The following is a 21,205-nucleotide window of genomic DNA, read 5'->3' as shown; positions in this document are numbered from 1 at the left end:
GCGTCACGGAATGACGCGCCGTTTCCGCAGCGTGTCGAAAATGCCGAAGAACATCGCCTCGGTATCGACGAACTCGTGAAACCCGAAGCGCCGCGCCTTGCTGCCGTCGGCGAACAGGTCGTAATCCCACGAGAACACGAAGTCCGCGAAACCCCACGACGACACGTCGCGATACGGCGTGGTCGCGAGCGCGTACTTGTCGACCATCGCGTTCCACAACGGCTCCTTGTCGGCCATCACGGTCGCGAGCGGCATCGGCAGCGGCGGCGCGGCGTCGATGTCGAACCAGCGCGCGATCTTCGGCCACAGATCGTTCCAGCGGAACAGGTCGCCGTTGTTGATGTTGAACGCCTGGTTCGCGCAGCGCGGATCGGTCGCGGCCCACACGGTCGCGCGCGCGAGCAGGCCCGCGTCGGTCATCTCCAGCAGCTTGTCGTACGCGCCGGGCTTGCCGGGAAAGCGCAAAGGCACGGCGAGCTCCTTCGACATCGACGCGTACACCGCGATCGACACGGCGAGGTTCATCGGATTGCCGAGCGCGAACCCGCCAACCACGGACGGGCGCAGCGCCGACCATGTCCAGCGCTTGCCGCGCTGCCGCGCTTCGAGGTGCTGCTGCTGGTCGACGTTGAACTCCGGCGGCAGGTGCGGCGGATCGTCCTCGCGCGCCGGCGTCTTGAACGGGCCGAGATGCGCGCCGTAGACCTTGTAGCCCTGCATCAGGCTCACGTGTTCGAGCCGTGTCGCGACCGGTTCGATCGCGTCGAGCACGTTCACGAGCATCGCGACGTTCGGCGCGACGAGTTCGGCCCACGTCGGGCGATCCTGGTACGCCGCGTAGAACACGTGCGTGACGCCGGCGAGCGCGGCGAGCTTCGCGCGCGTGTCGGCCGCGTCGAGCAGGTCGACCGAGATATGCCGCACGCGGCCGGCATCGGCGGCGCCGCGGCGCGACAGGCCGACGACGTTCCAGTCGGGCAGCGCCGCCAGGTGTTCGATGAGGTTGCGGCCGATCACGCCTTGCGCGCCGACCACGAGGGCGGTCTTGCCGGGTGCGGTCTTGTCGTTCATGACGAAGCATCCTTGTTGATGTGTGGACTATTCGGTACAGGCCGCGGCCGTCGCGCGCGGCACGGGGTGGCGTTCGCGCACGACGCTCCATGCGATCGGCGCCAGCGCCGACAGCGGCAGCACGGCGGCGATCCAGCCGAGCGCCGTGAGGCCCGGGCCGTCGTCGATCACGACGCCGCCGAGCCACGCGCCGATCGCGTTGCCGAGATTGAACGCGGCGATGTTGAGGCTCGACGCGAGGTTCTGCCCCGCGCCCGAGGCTTTCTCCAGCACCCACATCTGCAGCGGCGGCACCGTCGCGAACGCGGCGGCGCCGAACAGGCCGACGAAGAACACGGCGGCCACGCGATGCGGCAGCGCGAACGTCAGCGCGACCAGCACGAGCGCGAGCACGACGAGGCTGCCGACCATCGCCGGCACGAGCCGGCGGTCGGCGAGACGGCCGCCGACGAGATTGCCGAGCATCAGGCCACCGCCGAACACGAGCAGGATCGGCGACACGGCGCTGTCGGCGAAGCCGCTGACGCGCGTGAGCAGCGGCGCGATGTACGTGAACACCGCGAACACGCCGGCGAAGCCGAGCACGGTGGTCGCAAGACCGAGCAGCACCGGCGCGCGCAGCACGGCGCGCCACTCGTCGGCGAGACGCGGCGGCTCGGCCGCGGCGCGGTCCTTCGGCACCGCGAGCGCGATGATCGCGAACGCGGCGACGCCGATCGCGGCGACCGCCCAGAACGTCGAACGCCAGCCGTGCGCCTGGCCGAGCCATGTGCCGAACGGCACGCCGAGGATCGTCGCGACGGTGAGGCCGGTGAACATGATCGCGATCGCCGACGCGCGCCTGTCCGGCGCGACGAGATTCGTCGCGACGACCGAGCCGACGCCGAAGAACGTGCCGTGCGCGAGCGCCGTGACGAGACGCGCGACCATCAGCGCCTCGTACGTCGGCGCGAGCGCACACGCCGCGTTGCCGAGCGTGAACACGGCCATCAGCGCGAGCAGCACGGTCTTGCGGGACCAGCGCGCGGTCGCCGCCGTGACGACCGGCGCGCCCACGGTCACGCCGAGCGCATAGCCGGAAATGAGCAGGCCCGCGGCCGAGATCGACACGCCGAAATCGGCGCCGACTTCGAGGAGTAGGCCCATGATGACGAACTCGGTGACGCCGATGCCGAACGCGCCGGCGGTCAATGCATACAAGGCCAGAGGCATGGAAAGACGCTCAAGGGGCGCGCATCGGCGCCGGGACGGCGCGAACGATAGAGTCGCGAACGTCTATGAACTAGACTCACCGCCGGACTAGCACCTGTGCATCGAACTCACGAATGGCACGGCTCGACGTCAATCGCTCCGGCGAGATGGAAGTGTTCGCGCGCGTCGTCGAACTCGGCGGGTTCTCGGCCGCCGCGCGCGCGTTCCGGCTGACGCCGTCGGCCGTGAGCAAGCTCGTCGCGCGCCTCGAGGCGCGGCTCGGCACGCGCCTCTTCAACCGTTCGACGCGACAACTGCAGCTGACGCCCGAAGGCGCGGCGTTCTACGAGCGCGCCCGGCGCGTGCTGGCCGAACTCGACGAGGCCGAGCGCGGCGCCGCGCTCGGCGCGGTGCCGTCGGGCAAGCTGCGCGTCAATACGAACCTGCCGTTCGGCCATCACTTTCTGCTGCCGCTCGTGCCGGCGTTTCTCGAACGCTATCCGCAGGTGACGCTCGATCTCGTGCTGACCGACACCGTCGTCGACCTCGTTGCCGACCGCACCGACGTCGCCATTCGCGCCGGCCCGCTCAAGTCGTCGAACCTCGTCGCGCGCAAGCTCGGCGAAACGCGCATGGCGGTGGTCGGCGCGCCGGAGTACCTGGCGCGCCGCGGCACGCCGCGAACGCCGCGCGATCTCGCCGGGCACAACTGCCTGACGTTCGGCTACGCGCGCGCGATCGAAGGCTGGCCGTTCGCGGAGGGCGGCGCCGCGCATTCGTTCATGCCGCGCGGCAACGTGCAGGCCGGCGACGGCCTCGCGCTGCGCCAGCTCGCGGTGCTCGGCGTAGGCCTCGCGCGCGTGTCGCTGTTTCACGCCGCGGCCGAGATCGCGGCCGGGCGCCTCGTTCCCGTTCTGGAAAAATACAATCCGGGCGACACCGAAACGTTCAGCGCGGTGTTCCTCGGCCACGGCGGACAGCTGCCGTCGCGCGTACGCGCGCTGCTCGACTTCCTCGTCGAGCGCGTCCGTTTCTAGTGTGGTGATTCATAAGTATGTTGAAGTAGTCCGGATGGCAACGTCGCGAGACTAGGCGCGACGAGGAGCCGTACTGGCAGTACGGCGACGAGTTGCAACGACGTATCGCGGCGAAAGACACCGGAATTATTTAATGGTACTTGTGAATCACTACACTAGCGCCGCAGCCCGCGACGTCGCTGTGTCGCAAACGCGATGCCGCACAGGCCTGCCAGCAGCGCCGGCAGCGCGAGGCCCGCGAGCGCCGGCACGGCAGCGATCTGCCGCGGCGGCGGCGGCGGATCGATGAGCGTCGTCGCACGCGCCGTCGCGGGCTTGGGCACCTGCGTCGCCGTCGCGCTGACGGTATTGACGAGCGCTTCGCCGGCGAGGATGTCGCGTTGCGTCGCCTCGTAGCTCGCGCGCCAGATCCAGGTCTCGTCCACGTCGAGCTCGCGGTCGCCGTCCGTGTCGCCCGAGACGAAGGCCACGTCCCCGAGGCTGCCGTCGGGCATCGTGTCGACGAGCGCGATGCCGCTCAACGCGACGTTGCCGGCGTTGATCAGCACGATCGCGTACTCGATCGTGCCGGGCGCGCCGATGCGCGTGGTCGGCGTGGTCTTGTCGACCGCGAGCGCGGGGCCGGCACGCGCCGCGGTCGCCGCCTCGGCCGCGACCGGCAGCGGCGTCTGCGCCGAGGTGACGGCCACGCGGTTGATCAGCGTCGAGCCGGTCTTGATGTCGCGCTGCGTCGCCCGGTAGCTCGCGCCGTAGATCCAGGTTTCGCCGACGTCGAGGCGCTCGTCGGCATTCGTATCGCCGGAGAGCCGCGTTACCGTGCCGGCGCTGCCGTCCGGCAGCGTGTCGACGAGTCTTACGTCCGTCAGCGCGACGTTGCCGGTGTTCTGCACCGTGATCGTGTAAGGAATGACGCGCGGCGCGCCGACGACATCGACGGGCGTGGTCTTCGTCACGGCCAGCGACGGCCGGCGCACGATGCCGGTGGTCGCGGTGGCGCTCACCGGCACCGGTACCTGGGTCGCCGTCACGCTGACGGTGTTCACGAGCGCCTCGCCGTTGTCGATGTCGCGCTGCGTCGCGGTGTAGTTCGCGGCGTAGGTCCACGTTTCTCCGAGGTCGAGCTCGCGGTCGCCGTCCGTGTCGCCCGACACGAACGTGACGGTGCCGACGCCGCCGCCGGGCAGCGTGTCGAGAGGAACCACGTTCGTCAGCGCGACGTTGCCGGTGTTCGTTACCGCGATCGTGTACGGAATCTGTCGTGGCGCGTCGACGGCGTCGACGGGGGTGGTCTTGGCGACGGCCAGGGACGGCCTGCGCGCGACGGTGGTGGCCGCGGTCGCGGTCACCGGCGTCGGCACCTGGGCCGCCGTCGCGCTGACGGTGTTGACGAGCGTCGCGCCGGCATCGATGTCGCGCTGTGTCGCGGCGTAGCTCGCGCGCCAGGTCCAGGTTTCGCCGAGGTCGAGCTCGCGGTCCCCGTCCGTGTCGCCTGACTCGAACGTGACGGCGCCGACGCTGCCGTCGGGCAGCGTATCGAGGGGAACCACGTTCGTCAGGGCGACGTTGCCGGTGTTCGTGACCGTGATCGTGTACGGAATCACGCCGGGCGCCCCGACGGTGCCAACCGGCGTGGTCTTCGTCACCGCCAGCGACGGGCGGCGCGCGACGGCCGTCGTCGCAGTCGCGACCTGCGGCGTCGCGATCTGTGCCGTCGTCACCGCCACGCGGTTGACGAGGTTCGCGCCGGCGTCGATGTCGGCTTGCGTCGCCACGTAGTCGGCGCGGTAGATCCACGTTTCGCCAGTGTCGAGCACGCCGTCGCCGTTCACGTCGCCGGAGAGGAAGGTGGTCGCGCCGCGCCTGCCGTCGGGCAGCGTATCGACGAGGTTCACGCCCGTCAGCGCGGCGGCGCCGGTGTTGGTCACGCCGATCGTGTACGTGATGGCGCCGGGCGCGTCGACGACGCGCGTCGGCGTCTGCTTCGTGACCGCCATCGACGCCAGCCGGTTGACGAACGTGCAGGTGACGCTTTGCGCGCGGCCGTTGGCCGCGGCGCCCGTGACCGACGCGGGCAGCGTGACGCGGGCCGAGGTGCCTGCGCCCGACGCGACCGTCGCGCCGGTACCGTCGACGCAGGCGTGCCCGCTGACGTAGACCCCGCCGGGCGTGTCCTGCGTCTCGGCAACCGGGACCGCCACCGGCGTCGTCGCGATGTCGCCCGGAACGAGGATGTCGGGCGCGCCCGTGTCGGCCCGGTGATAGACCGTGCGAAAGCCCGTGTCGCCGGCATCGCCCACGCCGGTCGCGAAAGCGGTGCCGCCGATCGAGAGCGAGAAGCGCCCCGCGTCGTCGGCGGGGTGCAGCGCCTTGATCGCGCGCACGGCGGGCCTGGTCTCGATCATGTAATCCTCGACCTCGCCGCTGTCGACGCGGCCCGTCGGGTTGCGTACGCCGTTGCCGTCGTGGCTCACGCGCAGGCGCGCATAGGTGCGGCCGCTCGCGAAAGCGGCCGGCACCGTCCAGTCGAGCGCCGCCGTCGCGGCGCCGGCGGCGAACGTCGCACAGGCGCGCTCGCCGGTCCCGAACCTGCCGTCGCGATCGAAGTCGATCCAGCCGCAGAGCGTGCCGGGCGCCGCCGCACCGGCGATCGCGCTCGTCAGCGTGTACGTGCGGCCGATGAGGCCCGCATGCAGCGGCGGAACGGTCGCAAGACCGTCGTCGTCGAGGCCGTCGCCGGCCGCGCCGTTGTTGTTCGCACCCGCGGCGACGGCGTTCGGGCCCGGTGCGACCGGGGCCGCGGGATCGTTGAATACCGTCGCGTTCTCGGCATCGATGGCCGCGCCGAGGCGCAGGCCGCCGACGACGTGACTCGCCGCGGCGCCTTCGTCGTAGCTCGCCGGCGCGTCGCCGAAATCCTCATCGACGGTGGCGGTCACGACATAGGCGTCGGCGGCGACGTCGGCACGCAGGCCCGCGACGTTGCGCACGCCGGCCAACGCAACGTCGAACGCGACGCTCGTGAGCGTCCCGCGCACGCGGACGCTGCCGCATCCGGCGGGCTGCGTGATCGGCTGCTGGAACGTGGCGCAGTCGCTGCCGTTGTAGCGCGGGTTCGCCACATCGAGCGTGACGCCGTCGGGCGTATCGAGGTTGACGGCGCCGCCCGGCATCGCGAGCGAGACGCCCGCGGCGTTCGCGCCCGACAGCACGTGCACGGCGCGTCCCGAGATGATCCGGGTGCCGACGACCGACTGCGAGCCGTTCGCGCCGAAATGCAGCACGGGATCGGTCACCGGCCGGCTGAAGGTGACGGTCAGCGTTCCCGCGGGGCATCTTGCCTCGAGCGCGTCGTTCGCGAACCGGCACGCCACGTCGCCGGCTGTCAGGCGTATGCCCCGCGTTCCAAGCGGCAGGTTCGGCGCGAACATCGTCGATGCGGTGCCCGGCGCGGAGGCCATCGTCGCGAGGTTGTCGGTGAGGTCCACATTGTTGCCGGTCACCGCATACGTCACCGTCAGGCCGGACGGATACGTCTTCGTCGACGCCGCATTCAGGCCGGTCGTGCCAGTCGCCGTATCGTCGTTGCGCTGCACGGCGGCGACAGGCCACGTGCCGGCGATGCCCGCGGCGCACAGCAGCCGGGCGACCCGGTATAGATTTACCCTATTCATGGTTTCCCCTCGTGTCGTGCGAAACCCGACGCGGACCCCGAACCGTGGCGGCAGGGCGGCGAGTGTCGCGAATGGGCGGCGAGAGGCACAACGACAAACGGCGCCGTACTTGGCGCCGTTGACGAGAATTGATGAAAAAATGACCGAAAATTAACCATGCCCGACGGTCGGGCTTCCGCGAACTTCGCTTTTCAGGAAAGCGCCGCCAGCGAGGCGCACCGCGGACAGGGCGTCACGTACGGCCCGAGCGCACCGCATCGGTGCACGCCGTCGCCATGACGCACGGCGCCCGCGACGTCGACGGCTCCGATGCGCGTTCCTACGGCGCCTCGAATCCGTCCGCGAAAATCGCGTCGCTCGCGATCGGCGTGAGGCGAAAGCTCGCCATCGTGCCGTCTTCGAATTCGCCGGTGCCGACGATCACGCCCGACGCGTTGATCGCGACCGCGTCGGTGAATAGCGCGAGGCCGCCGGTGTCGTCGACCTGTTCGAAGAGGTCCCAGGCCTGTCCGTCGACGTACACCCACGCCTTGAGGCCCGTGCGCGTCGACAGGTTCGTCGCGCGACCGACGATGACGCCCGCGTCGTTGATCGCGCTCGCGAAGCCGGCGTCGGAGTCGAAGCTCGCGCCGGGAATCTCGGCAATCGTTCCGTCGGTTTCGAAGCGTGCGGCGACCGGTCCGCGCGGCGCGCCGAGATCCGCGTAGCCGACCGCCACGCCCGACGCGTTGATCGCATCCGCGAAGCTCTCGATCACCTCGGTGTCGTTGTTGAACGGCACGACGGCCGGCGTGCCGAGCGTGCCGCGCGTCGCGTGGTAGATCTGGCGCGTGTAGTTCCAGCCGCCGACGAGCTGGCCCGACGCGTTGATGCCGCTCCAGATCGCGTTCTGCGAGGCGTCGTCCGGGTTCGCCGTGCCGTAGTCGACGAGGCCGCCCTGCGCGGTCCAGACGAACGCGTGGAACTTCTCGCCGGTCTGGTAGCCGCCCTTGAGGCCCACGATCACGCCGTCGTCGTTGATGTCGTTCGGAATCGCCACGACGATCGGGTCGTCCGACAGCTTCATGTAGGTGTCGGGCGTCGCGGCGTTCCAGGTCAGGCCCGGCGACGAATCCTCGAACGAGTCGGCGTAGCCGGCGATCTGGCCGTGGTTGTTGATCGCGTAGGCGACGCCGTGCACTTCCAGGCCGTCCGGCACCGCGAGGCGGTGCGACCCTTTCGCGTCCCACAGCACCGCGTGCTTGACGAAATCCTGATCGAAATAGGTGCCGACGACTTGCCCCGCGTCGTTGATGTCCTTGACGACGACGTGCGCCGCGCCCGGTACGTCGATGCGTTCGAAGTGATAGCGCGGGCCGCCGCCGGCGTGCGCGGCGGAGCAGGCGAAGGCGATGGCGGCGGCGAGTGCGGGAAGGGCCGCGCGATGCGGCCGGCGAACGGGTGCGGTCATGAAAGCCTCGAGACGGGTGCCAGGTGCCGCCGACCGTCGCATTCGCCGCGCGTAAACGCGTGTACGAGCGATGTACGCGCCATGTGCACGGCGTTATTGCGCCGGTTTCGCGGTTGCGCGTGTCGCAAGGGCCGGCAGCGTGCGTTCGGCGGCGAGGCGCCGGGCCCGTGCGAGCGCCGTCTGCGCGGCTTCGTCCTGGCCGAGCGCCGCGTACACGCCGGCGGCGACCCAGGCGGCGCGCGCGTCGCGCTCGGCCCACGGCGCGAGGCGGCCGCTGATCGCCGCGGCCTCGTCGAGGCGTCCGGCCGCGATCAGTGCCGGCGCGTACGCGTACCCGACCGCGACCACGTCCTCGGGAACGCCGCGCCCGGCCGCCGCGGCCATCGCATCGGCGTAGCGCGCGAGCGCCGCGTCGGTGCGCCGCTCGGCGGCGGCCTGTTCGGCCTGGGCCAGCGCGACCGCGACGCGGTCCGATTCCTTCGCGTCGACCTGGCTCCACGCGACGAGCCGCGCGAGCTCGGCCGCGGCGTCGGCGTCGAGGCCGGCGCCGCGCAGCGCGGCGATGCGCGTCGACCATGCCGCGAGATAGTCCGGCCGCAGGTTCTTCTCGAGCGGGGCGATCAGGGCCGCTTCGGCGAGCGTCGCGGCGAGGGCGAACTCGCCGCGAGCGAGCGCGAGCCTCGCCGCGAGCGCCTGCGCGCGGGCGCGCAGCATCGCCTCCTCGTGCGGATCGGCCGCGTCGAGCACGTGCGCGAGCGCGGCGTCGGCATCGCGCAGCCGGCCGTTCGCGGCGAGCGCGGCGGCGCGCGCGAGCTCGAGTTCGCCGCGCTGGCGCGCGTTGGCCTGCGCGCCGAGGCGGGCGAAATCGTCGCTCGTCGCCAGCGCGGCGGGGGCGTCGAGCGTTGCGAGTTCGGCGTCGACCGTGGCCACCTTCGCCGCGATCAGCGCGTCGTGAAAGCCGAGTTCGGCGAAGCGCGCGCCGACACCGCGCAGCATCGTCAGCGCCGCGGCGGGCTGGCCGCGCTGCATCGCGTTCAGGCCGAGGTTCAGATCGATCGACGCGATGCCGTTCATGTCGTTGGCGAGTTCGAACAGCGTGCGCGCGCGGCCGAACATCGTCGCGGCCGCGTCGAGTTCCAGCCGCTGGCTCGCGACCGCGCCGAGGCCGGAGTAGGCCTTGGCGCGCGTCTGCGCGTCGCCGCCGGCGTCGGTCAGCCGCGCGGCCTGCGCATATACCGTCGCCGCGTCGTCGACGCGCCCGAGCCGGAAGTACGCCGCGCCGAGCGAACTCAACGCACGGGCGCGCAGATCGACCGGCGCATCCGCCGGCAGGCGTTCGAGTACCGCTTCGAACAGGCGCCGGCTGTCGTCGTAGCGGCCGGCGTAGAACTCCACCTGCGCGCGCGAGACGGCGATCGTCGGTTCGTCGAGGAGCGCGGGCGGCGCCTCGTCGAGCAGCCGGCGGGCGAGATCGACCTGGCCCGCGAGCAATGCCGCGCTCGCGCGGCGGCGCAGCGTATCGAGCGCGAGCGGCGCGTCGCCGCCGGCGACGTCCGGCGGCTTGCGGCCGAGCTTGATCAGGAGTTCGTCCGCGGCGCGGCGCGCGGCGGCGATCGGGTCGCCGTCGCGCGCTTCGACGACCAGGCGGCGCTGCGGCGATGCGGCGTCGAGCCGCACGGTCCAGGTCGTCTGCGCGAGGCTCGCGCTCGGTCGTACGAGCAGGCCCGCCTGCGCGGCGTCGGGCGCGGCGCCGTTGCGCGCGTTGACGAGCGCGACGACGGTTTCGCTCGGCGCGGTCGCGATGTCGCCGCGGCGCAGGCGGTCGGCGACGAGGTCCATCAGGCCCAGGCGCAGCCACGCGGCGTCGGCCGGCGCTTCGACCGCGGCCGGCAGCACCATCGCGGCGCGGGCCGGCGGCGGCGGTTCCGCGGCGGCGAAGTAGCGCCAGGCGAATGCCAGCGCCGCAACCACGATCAACGCGGCTACGGCGAGCGGCGGGACGCGCGAGCGCTGCCGCGGCGGCGGAACCGGCTCGGTCGCCGGCGGTGCGACCGGCGCCGGATCGGTGGCCGCGTCATCCGGCGACTCCTCGATCGTGCCCTCGTGCACCCAGCGATAGCCCAGGCGCGGCACGGTGCGGATGATGCGCTGGTCGTTGCCGGTGTCGCCGAGCGTGCGGCGCAGGCCCATGATCGCGTGCGTCAGCGACACTTCGCTGACGTCGACGCGGCCCCACACGGCCGACGCGAGTTCGTCGCGGCCGACAGGGCGGTCGCGGTGCCGGACGAGATAGATGAGGCAGTCGATCGTGCTGATGCGCAGGTTGACGCGCGCGCCGTTCTCGATCAGTTCGCGCGCCTGCGGGTCGAGCCGGAACGCGCCGAACCGGTAAATCGGTGTAGCCATGGCGACAGCGTAATCGATCGGTGCAGGTGCGGGCGGTTACAGGCGTCGAACCAGACGCAGCGGACTGTCCGGCAGCGACCTGAATCCCAGTTTTTGATAGAAAGCGGCCGCCTTTGCGTCCTTGGCATCGACGAGCATCGCGTAGCCGACGATATCCGAACGTATCGATCGAGAGATTGCATCTGCAACCAGACTCGCGCCGAGACGCTTTCCCTGGTGCGCGAGGGCCGTTGCGAGACGCCCGAGCAGAATTGCCGGAACGACGGGATAGCGCGGCAGTTTCTTCGCATCCTCTGGGGCGAGGCGGTCGAATGCCAGCGATGTTGCGGCAAGTGTGTAGAAGCCGGCGACCTCGTCTTCGTCGCTCACCGCCACGAAACACGTCGCCAGTCGACGCCTGACATCCTGTGTGGCCTGCTCGCGAAAATAGCGATCCAGCGCGATCGAACCGCAGCTGAAATTCCGACGATCGTGGTCGGCCAGCAGCTCGATGCGATAGCTCATTTGCTGCTGCGAATCAGCTCACGATGCGCGGCGAATGCGCGATCCAGCGCTTCGCTCGGCTCAGGCGGCGAGGCAAGAACGGCGGCGATGCACTCCTGATCGGCGAGCGACAGTCGAATGATCTGCGCTTCCTCGATCGTGCGCTCGGCAGCGGCTCGCGCGGCGGCGACGACAAAGTCGCTGACGCTGCGGCCTTCGATTTCCGCAGCACGCTTGACCGCCGCCAGTACATCCGGAGCAATGCGCGCCTCGAGTCGACAAGCGCGTGTAGTCGAGTTGGAATGGGGCATGGGGACGACCTCCTGGATGGAAATGTACGTCTAACTACCGTACATCTCAAGGGCGCGGGCCACCGGATTCCAGGCCTCGGCGGCCCGAAGTCCGCCGTCGCGACACAATGTGCCGTAACTACGCCTGCTACAATCGCCGGCTTGTCTCCGGTAGCAACCCCATGATCGCCTTTCGAAACTTCGCCCTGCGTCGCGGCGACCGCCTGCTCCTGTCCGACGTCGACCTGACGCTGCATGCCGGCGCGCGCGTCGGCGTCGTCGGCCGCAACGGTTGCGGCAAGTCGAGCCTGTTCGCGGCGATCCAGCGCGAGGTCGAACCCGACCGCGGCGATCTCGACCTGCCGGTGCGGCTGCGCATCGCGAGCGTGTCGCAGGAAACGCCGTCGCTGCCCGATCCCGCGATCGATTTCGTGCTCTCCGGCGACACCCAGGTGCACGCGATCATCCGCGCCGAAGCCGAGGCGACCGCGCGCGAAGACTGGGACGCCGTCGCGCTCGCGCACCAGGAACTCGCCGCGATCAACGGCTACGACGCCACCGCGCGCGCCGGTCGCCTGCTGCACGGCCTGGGCTTCGCGCCCGAAACGCACGAGATGCCGGTGTCCGACTTCTCGGGCGGCTGGCGCGTGCGCCTGAACCTCGCCCGCGCGCTGATGATGCCGAGCGACGCGCTGCTGCTCGACGAGCCGACGAACCATCTCGATCTCGACGCCGTGCTGTGGCTCGAACAGTGGCTGCTCAAATATCCGGGCACGCTGCTGATGATTTCGCACGACCGCGAATTTCTCGACGGCGTCAGCACGCATACGCTGCACCTCAACGACGGCCGCGCGAAGCTGTACACCGGCGACTACACGAGCTTCGAGCGCCAGCGCGCCGAGCACCTGCGCCAGCAGCAGATCGCGTTCGAGAAGGAACAGGCCGAGCGCGCGCACCTGCAGTCGTTCATCGACCGCTTCAAGGCGAAGGCGAGCAAGGCGCGCCAGGCGCAGTCGCGCGTCAAGCGCCTGGCCAAGCTCAGCGGCACCGAGGCCGTGCGCGCCGAGCGCCAGATCAGCATCACGTTCGACGCGCCGGTGAAGCTGCCGCACTCGCTGCTGCGCCTGAACGATACCGACGCCGGTTATGGAGAAACGAAGATTCTCCACAATGTCGGATTCGGTCTGGAGGCCGGCGACCGCATCGGCCTGCTCGGCCCGAACGGCGCGGGCAAGTCGACGCTCGTCAAGACGCTGGTCGGCGAACTGCCGCTGATCGCCGGCGACCGCATGGCGCATCGCGACATGCAGCTCGGCTACTTCGCGCAGCACACCGTCGAATCGCTGCATGAAGGCCTGAGCCCGATCGACCACCTGAAGGAAATCGCGCCGGGATCGTCGACGCAGGAGTTCCGCGACTTTCTCGCGCGCTGGTTCTTCCCGGGCAACCGAGCGTTCGAAGTAATCGACAATTTCTCGGGCGGCGAACGCGCGCGCCTGGCGCTCGCGCTGATCGCGTGGCGCCGGCCGAACGTGCTGCTGCTCGACGAACCGACGAACCATCTCGACCTCGAAATGCGCGAAGCGCTCGCCGAGGCGCTCAGCGATTTCGACGGCGCGATCGTGCTCGTCTCGCACGACCGCCATCTCACCGGCCTCGTCTGCGACACGTTCTGGCGCGTCGCCGACGGCAAGGTCGAGGAGTTCGACGGCGACCTCGACGAATACGCCCTGTGGCTGCGTTCGCGCGGCACGGGCAAGGCGCGAGCGGTGGCGCAGGCCGCCTGAAGGAAACCGTCATGAGCAACGCGATCGTCGCGATCCATCCGTACAAGACGCAGGGCATCTGGGTGTTCGACGATCCGCGCGTCGGCCTCGTCGAAGAGCCGTTCGTGTCGGGCGCCGACGACATCATCGAACACGTCGTGCGCGACCTGCCCGACGCGCAGAACGGCTTCAGCTTGCTGTTCTCGGCCGGCGCGTTTCCCGGTTTCCAGTACGAATTCGACTGGCAGCGTGCCGACCTGTCCGGCAACTGGTACCGATGCGACGCGCTTGCGATGGAAGGTTGGCTGTGCCCGGCGCTGCTCAAATACTTCGACGCGCCGCCGTTGAAAATCTACGCACAGTTTCGCCGAAAGGCGGCATAGCCGCCCTGCGGCGATCAACCGTCAGAACATGCGCATGCCGTGAATCACGCGGCAGTCGCTGACCTGGCAGCCCCACGCGCCGCCCGAGGTGTCGGCCGGGTCGTACCAGATCGTCAGCTTCTTCTTCGCGACGAGGGCGGTCGACGCAAGGCTCAGCACGCGGTTCGCGTCGCCCGAATCGGAATCGCGCAGCGCGAACCAGTGGATGTTGCCGTCGCCGGGCGAACACTTCACGTGCACGCGGCTGGCCGGAAACACGCCGACGTCGACCGGCGTGCAGGTGAACGTCTTGTCCGCGGCGCTCGCGGCGCCGGCGGCGGCGAGCAGCAGCAGGGCGAGCGCGGCGCGCAGCGCGCGGTTCGGGGTGTGCAGCGAAGTACGGGTCATGATCGGGCTCCCTGTTGATCGATGAATGAGGTGATCGGCGTTCACGGTTCGCGCAGCGGCAGCAGCGTGGATTCGAGGAACAGCGCGGCGTCGCCGGGCGGTTCCTGCGGTGCGTTCGAACCGGTCGCGTCCTGCGTGTTGCAGACGGCCTGATTCGGGTTCGCGCAGCACGATTCGATCTGCGCGACCGCCGGGCCGAAGTCCGAGTTCCACTGGTTCGCCGTACCGGAAAAGCCGGGCGGCATCCAGCGCTTGGCGGCGACTTCCGGCACCGACACGTTGCCGCCGCCCGCGTCGTCGCACACTTCGCTGCCGATGCGATGGCACGCCGTGCAGGCGTTGCCGTTCGGCTTGAACGTTTTCACCGTCGTGCCGAACGCGTCGAGGAAGTTCGAGTTCCACGGTCCCAGCGGATCCCATTTCGACAGATCGGCCACCTGCACGATGTACGGCGACCAGATGAACGGATCGGCGTCGTGACAGCGCGTGCAGCGGATGCCGCCGGGGCCGCTCGACTCGGGTTCGAGCCAGACGTCGCTCGCGGCGCCCGAATTGGACTGCGGGCTCGGCACCGCCGTGCCGTTGTGCAGCGGTCCGTCGAGCTTGCTCTGGAAGAAGCACGTATTGCCGGTCGCCTTGTTGTGCTGGATCACCGCGATGTCGCGGAACATCGGATCGTTCGCGCCTTGGGGGCCGCTGGCTTCGTATTTGCGGCAGACGATCGCCGTCGTCACGTTTGCGTTGCCGGTCGAGATCGTCATGAATCGCGCGAACGGCACGCACTGGCCGGCACTGCCGCCGAGGCCGAGCTGCACCGGGTTGTCGCAGTTTTCGCCGCCGGTCGGCTGCGTCTGCGGCACGCCGTTCTTGGTGATCGGAATGATCTGGCCCGACAGGCAGTTGAACTGCGGAATGTCGCCCATCTCGGCCGCGCACTGCTGCGCATAGGCCAGGCGCGAAGAGGGTTCGGCCGAAACCGGCGCGACGAAGACCAGCGGCGTCAGCGCGACGCCGAGAAAAAACAGCCGGATTTTCATCGTCACTCCTCCGTGTCGACGCGCCACTGCGAGCGGCTGACGGCGCGATCCCGCGCCACCGTGAGATCGGCCTTGATCGCGACGACGTCGGCCGGCGCCGCGGCGCCGGCCGCGACGGCGAGCCGCGAGAAGCGCAGCCGGGCCGCGCGCGCGATCGTCGGCCGCTGCGCCGTGCGGCATCGTTGCATCGCGTCGGCGGTCGCGAGCGTGACGTACATCGTGTCGGTGGGCTTGAGGTTCAGCGTGCCGGCGTGCGTGTAGCGGCAAGGCTCGCCGCCGGCGAGCCGCACCTCGACCTCGATGTTGTCGAGCGATACCGGCAGCTTCGTCCAGCTGTTCACTTCGAGGATGAGTTCGCCGTCGTCGTTCCAGCGCGGCACGATCTCGGCGCCGCGGTACTCGCCCGACTGCGCGCCCGCTCCGGCGGACAGCGCAAGGCACGCCGCGACCAGCGTCATTCGTCGCATGACCTTCTCCCTGGTTGTGTCTGGCGGCCTGCAACAGACAAATCGAAAGCAGCTCGCTCGTCCTGGCCGCGCAGGACTTGCTGCACGCTCGGCCGATAGCGGGTGCTATCGACCTCGCTCCGCAGCGGCGTCCCGCACGATGCGTCCTTCGCGATCCCTCTTCCGATTTGTCTGTTGCAGGCCACTAGTCCAAACGTGGACTAGCGCAAAAACGAACATCGCGCCGAATGCGCGAGATGCGGGAGAGAATCCGGAATTCGCCGGCTATGCGCCCGGCCAGGTCGCCGCGGCGGGCGAAGGCCGCGCAAACAGCGACAGGAAGCGCTTGAACGCGGCCTTGTCGCCGGCGACGCGCACGCTGCCGTCGCGCAGCGCGCGGGCGGCGCTCGCGCCGTCGTAGACGATCGCCGCGAGCTGCGCGGGTGTCGATTCGATCGTGACGTCGGGCGCCGCCGCGGCGCCGCGGGCGATCGCGATCGCGCCGCCGGCGATCGTCGCGCGAAACGTTTCCAGGCCGAAACGCAGCTCGACCGTGGCGGCGAAATCGGCCGCCGCGGCGGCGTCGAACGTCGCCGCCAGGCTCAGCACGATCGAATCGGTGCCGAGCGGCGCGTCGCGCGGCAGCGTCGGCGAGCGCGCGCCCCAGCGGTCGAGTTCGCGCACGACGGCGTCGAGTTCCTTGCCCCAGGCGGTCAGTTCGTACACCCAGGCGCTGAACGGCGGCGGCAGCCGGCGGCGCTGCACGACCGACGCCTGCTCCAGTTCGATCAGGCGCTGCGACAGCACGTTCGCGCTGATGCCGGGCAGGCCCGCACGCAGGTCGGTGAACCGTTTCGGGCCGAGCAGCAGCTCGCGCACGACGAGCAGCGCCCAGCGCTCGCCGACGAGGTCGAGCGCGTGCGCGCCGGCGTATCCGTCGTCGTAGCTGCGTTTGCCTGTCATCGCGCCCTTGTAGTCTTCAGGTAACGGTTTTCCGCTTTCGTTGCAATTTAGGACTAACCGGTGCTAGCGTGCAACCGTCTATCTCCGCACAGGACGCCCGCCCATGAAAGCCCTCCTGCTGACCCCGGTATTCGCGCTTGCGGCCGGTGCCGCGACCGCCGCGCCGGTGAAGTTCGACATCGAACCGCACCACACTTACCCGAGCTTCGAGGCCGACCACATGGGCCTGTCGATCTGGCGCGGCAAGTTCAACAAGACGAGCGGCAAGATCGTGCTCGACCAGGCGGCCGGCAGCGGCACGGTCGAGGCGCACGTCGACGTCGCGAGCATCGATTTCGGCCACGACAAGCTCAACGCCGAAATGGTCGAGCCGAAGTATCTCGACACCGGCAAGTTTCCCGAGGCCGTGTACAAGGGCAAGCTCGCCGGCTTCAAGGACGGCGCGCCAACGCGCGTCGACGGCGAGCTGACGCTGCACGGCACGACGAAGCCGCTCGCGCTCGAGATCAAGCGCTTCAAGTGCATCGACAAGCATCCGTACTACCAGCGCCAGGCCTGCGGCGCCGACGCGTTCGCGACCTTCAAGCGCGACGAGTTCGGCGTCACCGCCGGCAAGGACTACGGTTTCGACATGACCGTCACGCTGCGCATCTCGATCGAAGCGGTCGCCGAAAAGACCGATCCGTCGCAGCCGTCGCTGTAACCCTTCCGCCGGAAACCGTCCGATGACCACCGCAACCGCGGCGCCGCCGCACCGCGACGGCCGCTGGGCCGCGCTCGTCGTGCTCTGCCTCGGCGTGCTGATGATCGTGCTCGACACGACGATCGTGAACGTCGCGCTGCCGTCGATCCGCACCGATCTCGGCTTCACCGAAACGACGCTCGCCTGGGTCGTCAACGCATACCTGCTGACGTTCGGCGGCTTCCTGCTGCTCGGAGGCCGGCTCGGCGATCTGTACGGCCATCGCCGCCTGTTTCTGATCGGCATCGCGCTGTTCACGCTCGCGTCGCTCGCGTGCGGCCTCGCGACCACGCAGGCCTTTCTCGTCGCCGCGCGCGGCGTGCAGGGGCTCGGCGGCGCGGTCGTCACGTCGGTCGCGCTGTCGCTGATCATGAATCTCTTCACCGAGGACGGCGACCGCGCCAAGGCGATGGGCGTGTACAGCTTCGTCTGCGCCGGCGGCGGCAGCGTCGGCGTGCTGCTCGGCGGCCTGCTGACCAGCACGCTCGACTGGCACTGGATCTTTCTCGTCAACATCCCGATCGGCATCGGTGTCATCGCGCTGTCGCTCAAGCTCTTGCCGCTCGCGCGCGGCCCGGCCACCGGCAAGCATCTCGATGTCGCCGGCGCCGTGACGGTCACGACGTCGCTGATCTTCGCGGTCTACGCGATCGTCAACGGCAACGAGGCGGGCTGGACGTCGACGCAGACGCTGGGCCTGCTCGGCGCCGCGCTCGCGCTGCTCGTGGCGTTTCTCGTCATCGAGGCGCGCGTGCACGCGCCGCTGATGCCGCTCGCGATGTTCCGCCTGCGCAACGTGTCGACCGCGAACGTCATCGGCGTCCTGTGGGCCGCCGGCATGTTCGCGTGGTTCTTCCTGTCGGCGCTGTATCTGCAACTCGTGCTCAAGTACACGCCGATGCAGGTGGGCCTTGCGTTCCTGCCGTCGAACCTGATCATGGCCGCGCTGTCGCTGGGCCTGTCGGCGAAGATCGTCATGCGCTTCGGCATTCGCATCCCGCTCGCGGGCGGCCTTGCGCTCGCCGCGCTCGGGCTTGCGCTGTTCGCGCGCGCGCCGGTCGACGGCACCTTCGTCGTCGACGTGTTGCCCGGCATGCTGCTGCTCGGCTTCGGTGCGGGCGTGGCGCTCAATCCGCTGCTGCTCGCGGCGATGAACGACGTGGCGCCGAGCGAGGCGGGCCTCGCATCGGGCGTGGTCAATACGGCGTTCATGATGGGCGGCGCGCTGGGCCTTGCGATTCTGGCGAGCCTCGCGGCGTCGCGCACGAGTGCGCAGCTCGCGGCCGGCACGGATCAGCTCGCGGCGCTCAACGCCGGGTATCACGCGGCGTTTCTCGTCGGCGCGCTGTTCGCGGCGACGGCGGCGCTGATCGGCGCGGTGATGCTGCGGCCGAAGGCGGCGACGGGCGAGGCGGCGGCGATGCATTGACTCGGTCGAGCGCGCGAATGCGTTGAATAAAGCCCTCTCCCCTAAACGCGCAGCGTTTGGGGGAGAGGGTTGGGTGAGGGGGCCAGCGCCGGGGTCTTCGTCGTACTCGACGCAGTGCGACGCGTCGCCCCCTCACCCCGGCCCTCTCCCCCAAGCGAGCTTGGGGGAGAGGGAGATTACGCCGCCTCGGCGCACTCCCGCGCCCGCTCGAGCAGCAGTTCCTTCTCGCGCTCGTTGCGCGTCATCGTCGCCGCGCGTTCGAATTCCTCGCGCGCCTCGGCGTAGCGGCCGAGCTTCTTCAGAAAATCGCCGCGCACGCTCGGCAGCAGATGGTAATTTTCCAGCGCGCGTTCGCCGGCGATCGTGTCGACGAGATCGAGTCCGGCCTGCGGCCCGAACGCCATCGCCACGGCAACCGCGCGGTTCAGCTCGACGATCGGCGACGGCGTCATCTGCCCGAGCGCCGCGTACAGCGCGGCGATGCGCGCCCAGTTCGTTTCCGCGGCCCGCGTCGCGCGCGCATGGCACGCGGCAATTTCCGCCTGCAGCGCGTACGGGCCGAGCGCCGTGCCGAGCTTTTCGGCGCGCTCGAGCGCGGCGAGGCCGCGGCGGATCAGAAGCTGATCCCACAGCGCACGGTTCTGTTCCAGCAGCACGATCGGCTTGCCGCTCGCGTCGACGCGCGCACGCGCCCGCGACGCCTGGATTTCCATCAGCGCGACGAGTCCGTGCACCTCGGGCTCCTTCGGCATCAGCTCGGCGAGGATGCGGCCCAGGCGCAGCGCGTCGTCGCACAGGCCCGGGCGCATCCAGTCGTCGCCGGCCGTCGCCGAATAGCCTTCGTTGAACACGAGATAGATCACCGCGAGCACGGAGGCGAGGCGGTCGGTCAGTTCCTGCCCGCGCGGCACTTCGAACGGCACCTGCGCGTCGGCGAGCGTGCGCTTGGCGCGCACGATGCGCTGCGCGACCGTCGGTTCGGGCACGAGGAACGCGCGGGCGATCTCGTCGGTGGTGAGGCCGCCGAGCAGCCGCAGCGTCAGCGCCACGCGCGCCTCGGTCGACAGCACCGGATGACAGGCGGTGAACACGAGCCGCAGCAGATCGTCGCCGATCGGATCGTCGAGCGCCTCGTCGCGGTCGGCGTCGCTCGACGCCTGCTGAATGTCGATCTCGTAGCCGAGTTCCTCGAACTTGCGTTCGGACAGTTTGCTGCGGCGTAGCCGGTCGATCGCGCGATGCTTCGCGGTCGTCATGAGCCAGGCGCCCGGATTGTCCGGGACGCCCGACTCGGGCCATTGTTCGAGTGCCGCGACGAGCGCGTCCTGCGCCAGTTCTTCGGCGAGGCCGACGTCGCGCACCATGCGCGCGAGGCCGGCGATCAGTCGGGGCGATTCGATGCGCCAGACGGCGTCGATCGCGCGATGGGTGTCGGTGGCTGTCACAGCCACCGATCACATCATCATCACCCGCGCAGCGCAAGCCGGATTGTGCATTCCTTGCGATGTACCACTGATCTTCTACGCGCCGCGTCCGGCTCGCGCCTGCATTTCGGCGAACCCGCTCGCGGCCGCCTGCACGTCGGCCGGAAAATCGGCGAGTTCCTGCACCTGCCGCACTTCGATCGTCTCGTGCGGCGAGCCCGGGCAGCGCATCGCCCAGGCGATCGCCTCGTCGCGCGACTTGACCTGCAGCATCCAGTAGCCGCCGAGCACTTCCTTGGCTTCGGCGAACGGGCCGTCCGTGACCCGGGCCTTACCGTTCTCGAACGTCACGCGCGCGCCCATCGACGGCGGGTGCAGTCCGTCCAGCGCGAGCAGCACGCCGGCCTTTTGCAGCGATTCGTTGAATTTCATCATCGCGGCAACCGCCTGCGCGTCGGGCGCCGTGCCGGGCGCCGCGGTCTCGTAGCCCTTGGGAATCATCAGCAGCATGAAGCGCATGGCACGGCCTCCGGTGATTCAGCAGCCTTCCGCGCCGGCCGGCATCTGCTCGCAGTTGATCATCCACGGCGTGCCGTAGCGGTCGACGAGCATGCCGAAGCGCACCGACCAGAACGTTTCGGCGATCGGCATGATCACGCTCTGCGCGCCTTCGGCGAGCGCGGCGAACACGCGCTCGGCTTCGGCCGGCTCCTTGACCTGGATCGTCAGCTGCATGCCGCGGTTGCTCTGATACGGATGGTCCGGCGTCGCGTCGGTCGCGAGCAGCACCTGGTCGCCGACCTCGAAGCGCGCGTGCATCACCTTGTTCTTGTCGGCGGCAGGCATGCCGTCGCAGCCGGGCGTATCGCCGAAGCGCAGCAGCGCGGTCGTCTGGCCGCCGAGCACCTTGCCGTAGAACGCGAACGCTTCTTCGGTATTGCCGTCGAACGAAAGATACGGAACGAATTTCATGGCGGATTCCTTGTATTGCGGGGTTGTGGAGAATGTGTTGCGGTGTGTCGAAAGCCG

General features: G+C 69.7%; 18 protein-coding genes and 1 pseudogene. 5 read left to right on the top strand and 14 right to left on the bottom strand.

Going from position 1 to position 21,205, the window contains the following annotated elements; translation table 11 throughout:
• Positions 1–3: 3 nt before the first annotated feature.
• Both OD750_RS07825 and OD750_RS07820 read right to left on the bottom strand, forming a co-directional pair.
• Positions 4–1,071: an SDR family oxidoreductase gene (locus OD750_RS07825; RefSeq protein ID WP_263542067.1), complete on the bottom strand. Its 1,068-nt coding sequence runs from the start codon at positions 1,069–1,071 to the stop codon at positions 4–6.
• Positions 1,072–1,098: 27 nt separating this feature from the next.
• Entirely contained in the window at positions 1,099–2,283 is a 1,185-nt protein-coding gene (locus tag OD750_RS07820) for an MFS transporter (protein ID WP_263542068.1), read from the bottom strand.
• Positions 2,284–2,396: 113 nt separating this feature from the next.
• Between OD750_RS07820 and OD750_RS07815 the strand changes: the two genes are divergently transcribed.
• Positions 2,397–3,299 carry a LysR family transcriptional regulator gene (locus OD750_RS07815; RefSeq protein WP_263542069.1) on the top strand — a complete coding sequence of 301 codons (903 nt, stop codon included), beginning with the start codon at positions 2,397–2,399 and terminating at the stop codon, positions 3,297–3,299.
• Between the two features lie 155 nt (positions 3,300–3,454).
• Here the strand turns inward: OD750_RS07815 and OD750_RS07810 are convergent, their stop codons facing one another.
• From OD750_RS07810 to OD750_RS07790, 5 genes are all read right to left on the bottom strand, one after another.
• Positions 3,455–6,970 (bottom strand): DUF7507 domain-containing protein, encoded by a 3,516-nt coding sequence (locus OD750_RS07810; protein WP_263542070.1) that lies wholly within the window; start codon positions 6,968–6,970, stop codon positions 3,455–3,457.
• Positions 6,971–7,289: 319 nt separating this feature from the next.
• Entirely contained in the window at positions 7,290–8,420 is a 1,131-nt protein-coding gene (locus OD750_RS07805; protein WP_263542071.1) for a DUF3466 family protein, read from the bottom strand.
• A gap of 93 nt (positions 8,421–8,513) precedes the next feature.
• Entirely contained in the window at positions 8,514–10,826 is a 2,313-nt protein-coding gene (locus OD750_RS07800; RefSeq protein ID WP_263542072.1) for a winged helix-turn-helix domain-containing protein, read from the bottom strand.
• A 36-nt stretch (positions 10,827–10,862) separates the two neighbouring features.
• Positions 10,863–11,330 (bottom strand): GNAT family N-acetyltransferase, encoded by a 468-nt coding sequence (locus tag OD750_RS07795; protein WP_263542073.1) that lies wholly within the window; start codon positions 11,328–11,330, stop codon positions 10,863–10,865.
• Positions 11,327–11,620: a type II toxin-antitoxin system TacA family antitoxin gene (locus OD750_RS07790; protein ID WP_263542074.1), complete on the bottom strand. Its 294-nt coding sequence runs from the start codon at positions 11,618–11,620 to the stop codon at positions 11,327–11,329. The genes OD750_RS07795 and OD750_RS07790 overlap by 4 nt, the downstream gene beginning before the upstream one ends.
• A 161-nt stretch (positions 11,621–11,781) precedes the next feature.
• Here OD750_RS07790 and OD750_RS07785 point away from each other — a divergent pair.
• Both OD750_RS07785 and OD750_RS07780 read left to right on the top strand, forming a co-directional pair.
• Positions 11,782–13,347 (top strand): annotated as a pseudogene (locus OD750_RS07785) (ABC-F family ATP-binding cassette domain-containing protein); the annotation flags it as partial.
• 50 nt (positions 13,348–13,397) lie between these two features.
• The gene (locus tag OD750_RS07780; protein ID WP_263542075.1) at positions 13,398–13,748 is read left to right on the top strand and encodes a DUF6717 family protein; all 351 of its coding nucleotides are present in this window, start codon (positions 13,398–13,400) and stop codon (positions 13,746–13,748) included.
• 21 nt (positions 13,749–13,769) lie between these two features.
• On the opposite strand, the gene OD750_RS07775 is transcribed toward OD750_RS07780, so the two are convergent.
• From OD750_RS07775 to OD750_RS07760, 4 genes are all read right to left on the bottom strand, one after another.
• Entirely contained in the window at positions 13,770–14,135 is a 366-nt protein-coding gene (locus tag OD750_RS07775) for a hypothetical protein (protein ID WP_263542076.1), read from the bottom strand.
• A 41-nt stretch (positions 14,136–14,176) separates the two neighbouring features.
• Entirely contained in the window at positions 14,177–15,172 is a 996-nt protein-coding gene (locus OD750_RS07770) for a hypothetical protein (RefSeq protein WP_263542077.1), read from the bottom strand.
• Positions 15,173–15,174: 2 nt separating this feature from the next.
• A complete protein-coding gene (locus tag OD750_RS07765) occupies positions 15,175–15,639 on the bottom strand; it encodes a hypothetical protein (RefSeq protein WP_263542078.1) in 465 nt (154 codons plus the stop codon).
• 264 nt (positions 15,640–15,903) lie between these two features.
• On the bottom strand, positions 15,904–16,581 hold the full coding sequence (locus tag OD750_RS07760) for a winged helix-turn-helix transcriptional regulator (protein ID WP_263542079.1): 678 nt from the start codon (positions 16,579–16,581) through the stop codon (positions 15,904–15,906).
• 103 nt (positions 16,582–16,684) lie between these two features.
• On the opposite strand from OD750_RS07760, the gene OD750_RS07755 reads away from it, so the two are divergent.
• Entirely contained in the window at positions 16,685–17,284 is a 600-nt protein-coding gene (locus OD750_RS07755; protein ID WP_263542080.1) for a YceI family protein, read from the top strand.
• Positions 17,285–17,306: 22 nt separating this feature from the next.
• Entirely contained in the window at positions 17,307–18,752 is a 1,446-nt protein-coding gene (locus OD750_RS07750) for a DHA2 family efflux MFS transporter permease subunit (RefSeq protein WP_263542081.1), read from the top strand.
• 176 nt (positions 18,753–18,928) lie between these two features.
• On the opposite strand, the gene OD750_RS07745 is transcribed toward OD750_RS07750, so the two are convergent.
• The 3 genes from OD750_RS07745 to OD750_RS07735 all read right to left on the bottom strand — a co-directional run bounded on the left by OD750_RS07745 (position 18,929) and on the right by OD750_RS07735 (position 21,148).
• Positions 18,929–20,197 carry an RNA polymerase sigma factor gene (locus OD750_RS07745; RefSeq protein WP_263542117.1) on the bottom strand — a complete coding sequence of 423 codons (1,269 nt, stop codon included), beginning with the start codon at positions 20,195–20,197 and terminating at the stop codon, positions 18,929–18,931.
• A gap of 75 nt (positions 20,198–20,272) precedes the next feature.
• Complete coding sequence (locus OD750_RS07740) at positions 20,273–20,695, bottom strand: YciI family protein (protein ID WP_263542082.1); 423 nt, start codon at positions 20,693–20,695, stop codon at positions 20,273–20,275.
• Between the two features lie 18 nt (positions 20,696–20,713).
• The gene (locus OD750_RS07735) at positions 20,714–21,148 is read right to left on the bottom strand and encodes a VOC family protein (RefSeq protein WP_263542083.1); all 435 of its coding nucleotides are present in this window, start codon (positions 21,146–21,148) and stop codon (positions 20,714–20,716) included.
• Between the last annotated feature and the right edge of the window lie 57 nt (positions 21,149–21,205).

The organism is Tahibacter soli (assembly GCF_025717065.2).
GTDB classification, from domain to species: domain Bacteria; phylum Pseudomonadota; class Gammaproteobacteria; order Xanthomonadales; family Rhodanobacteraceae; genus Tahibacter; species Tahibacter soli.
This window is presented reverse-complemented; position numbering and strand designations above follow the sequence as displayed.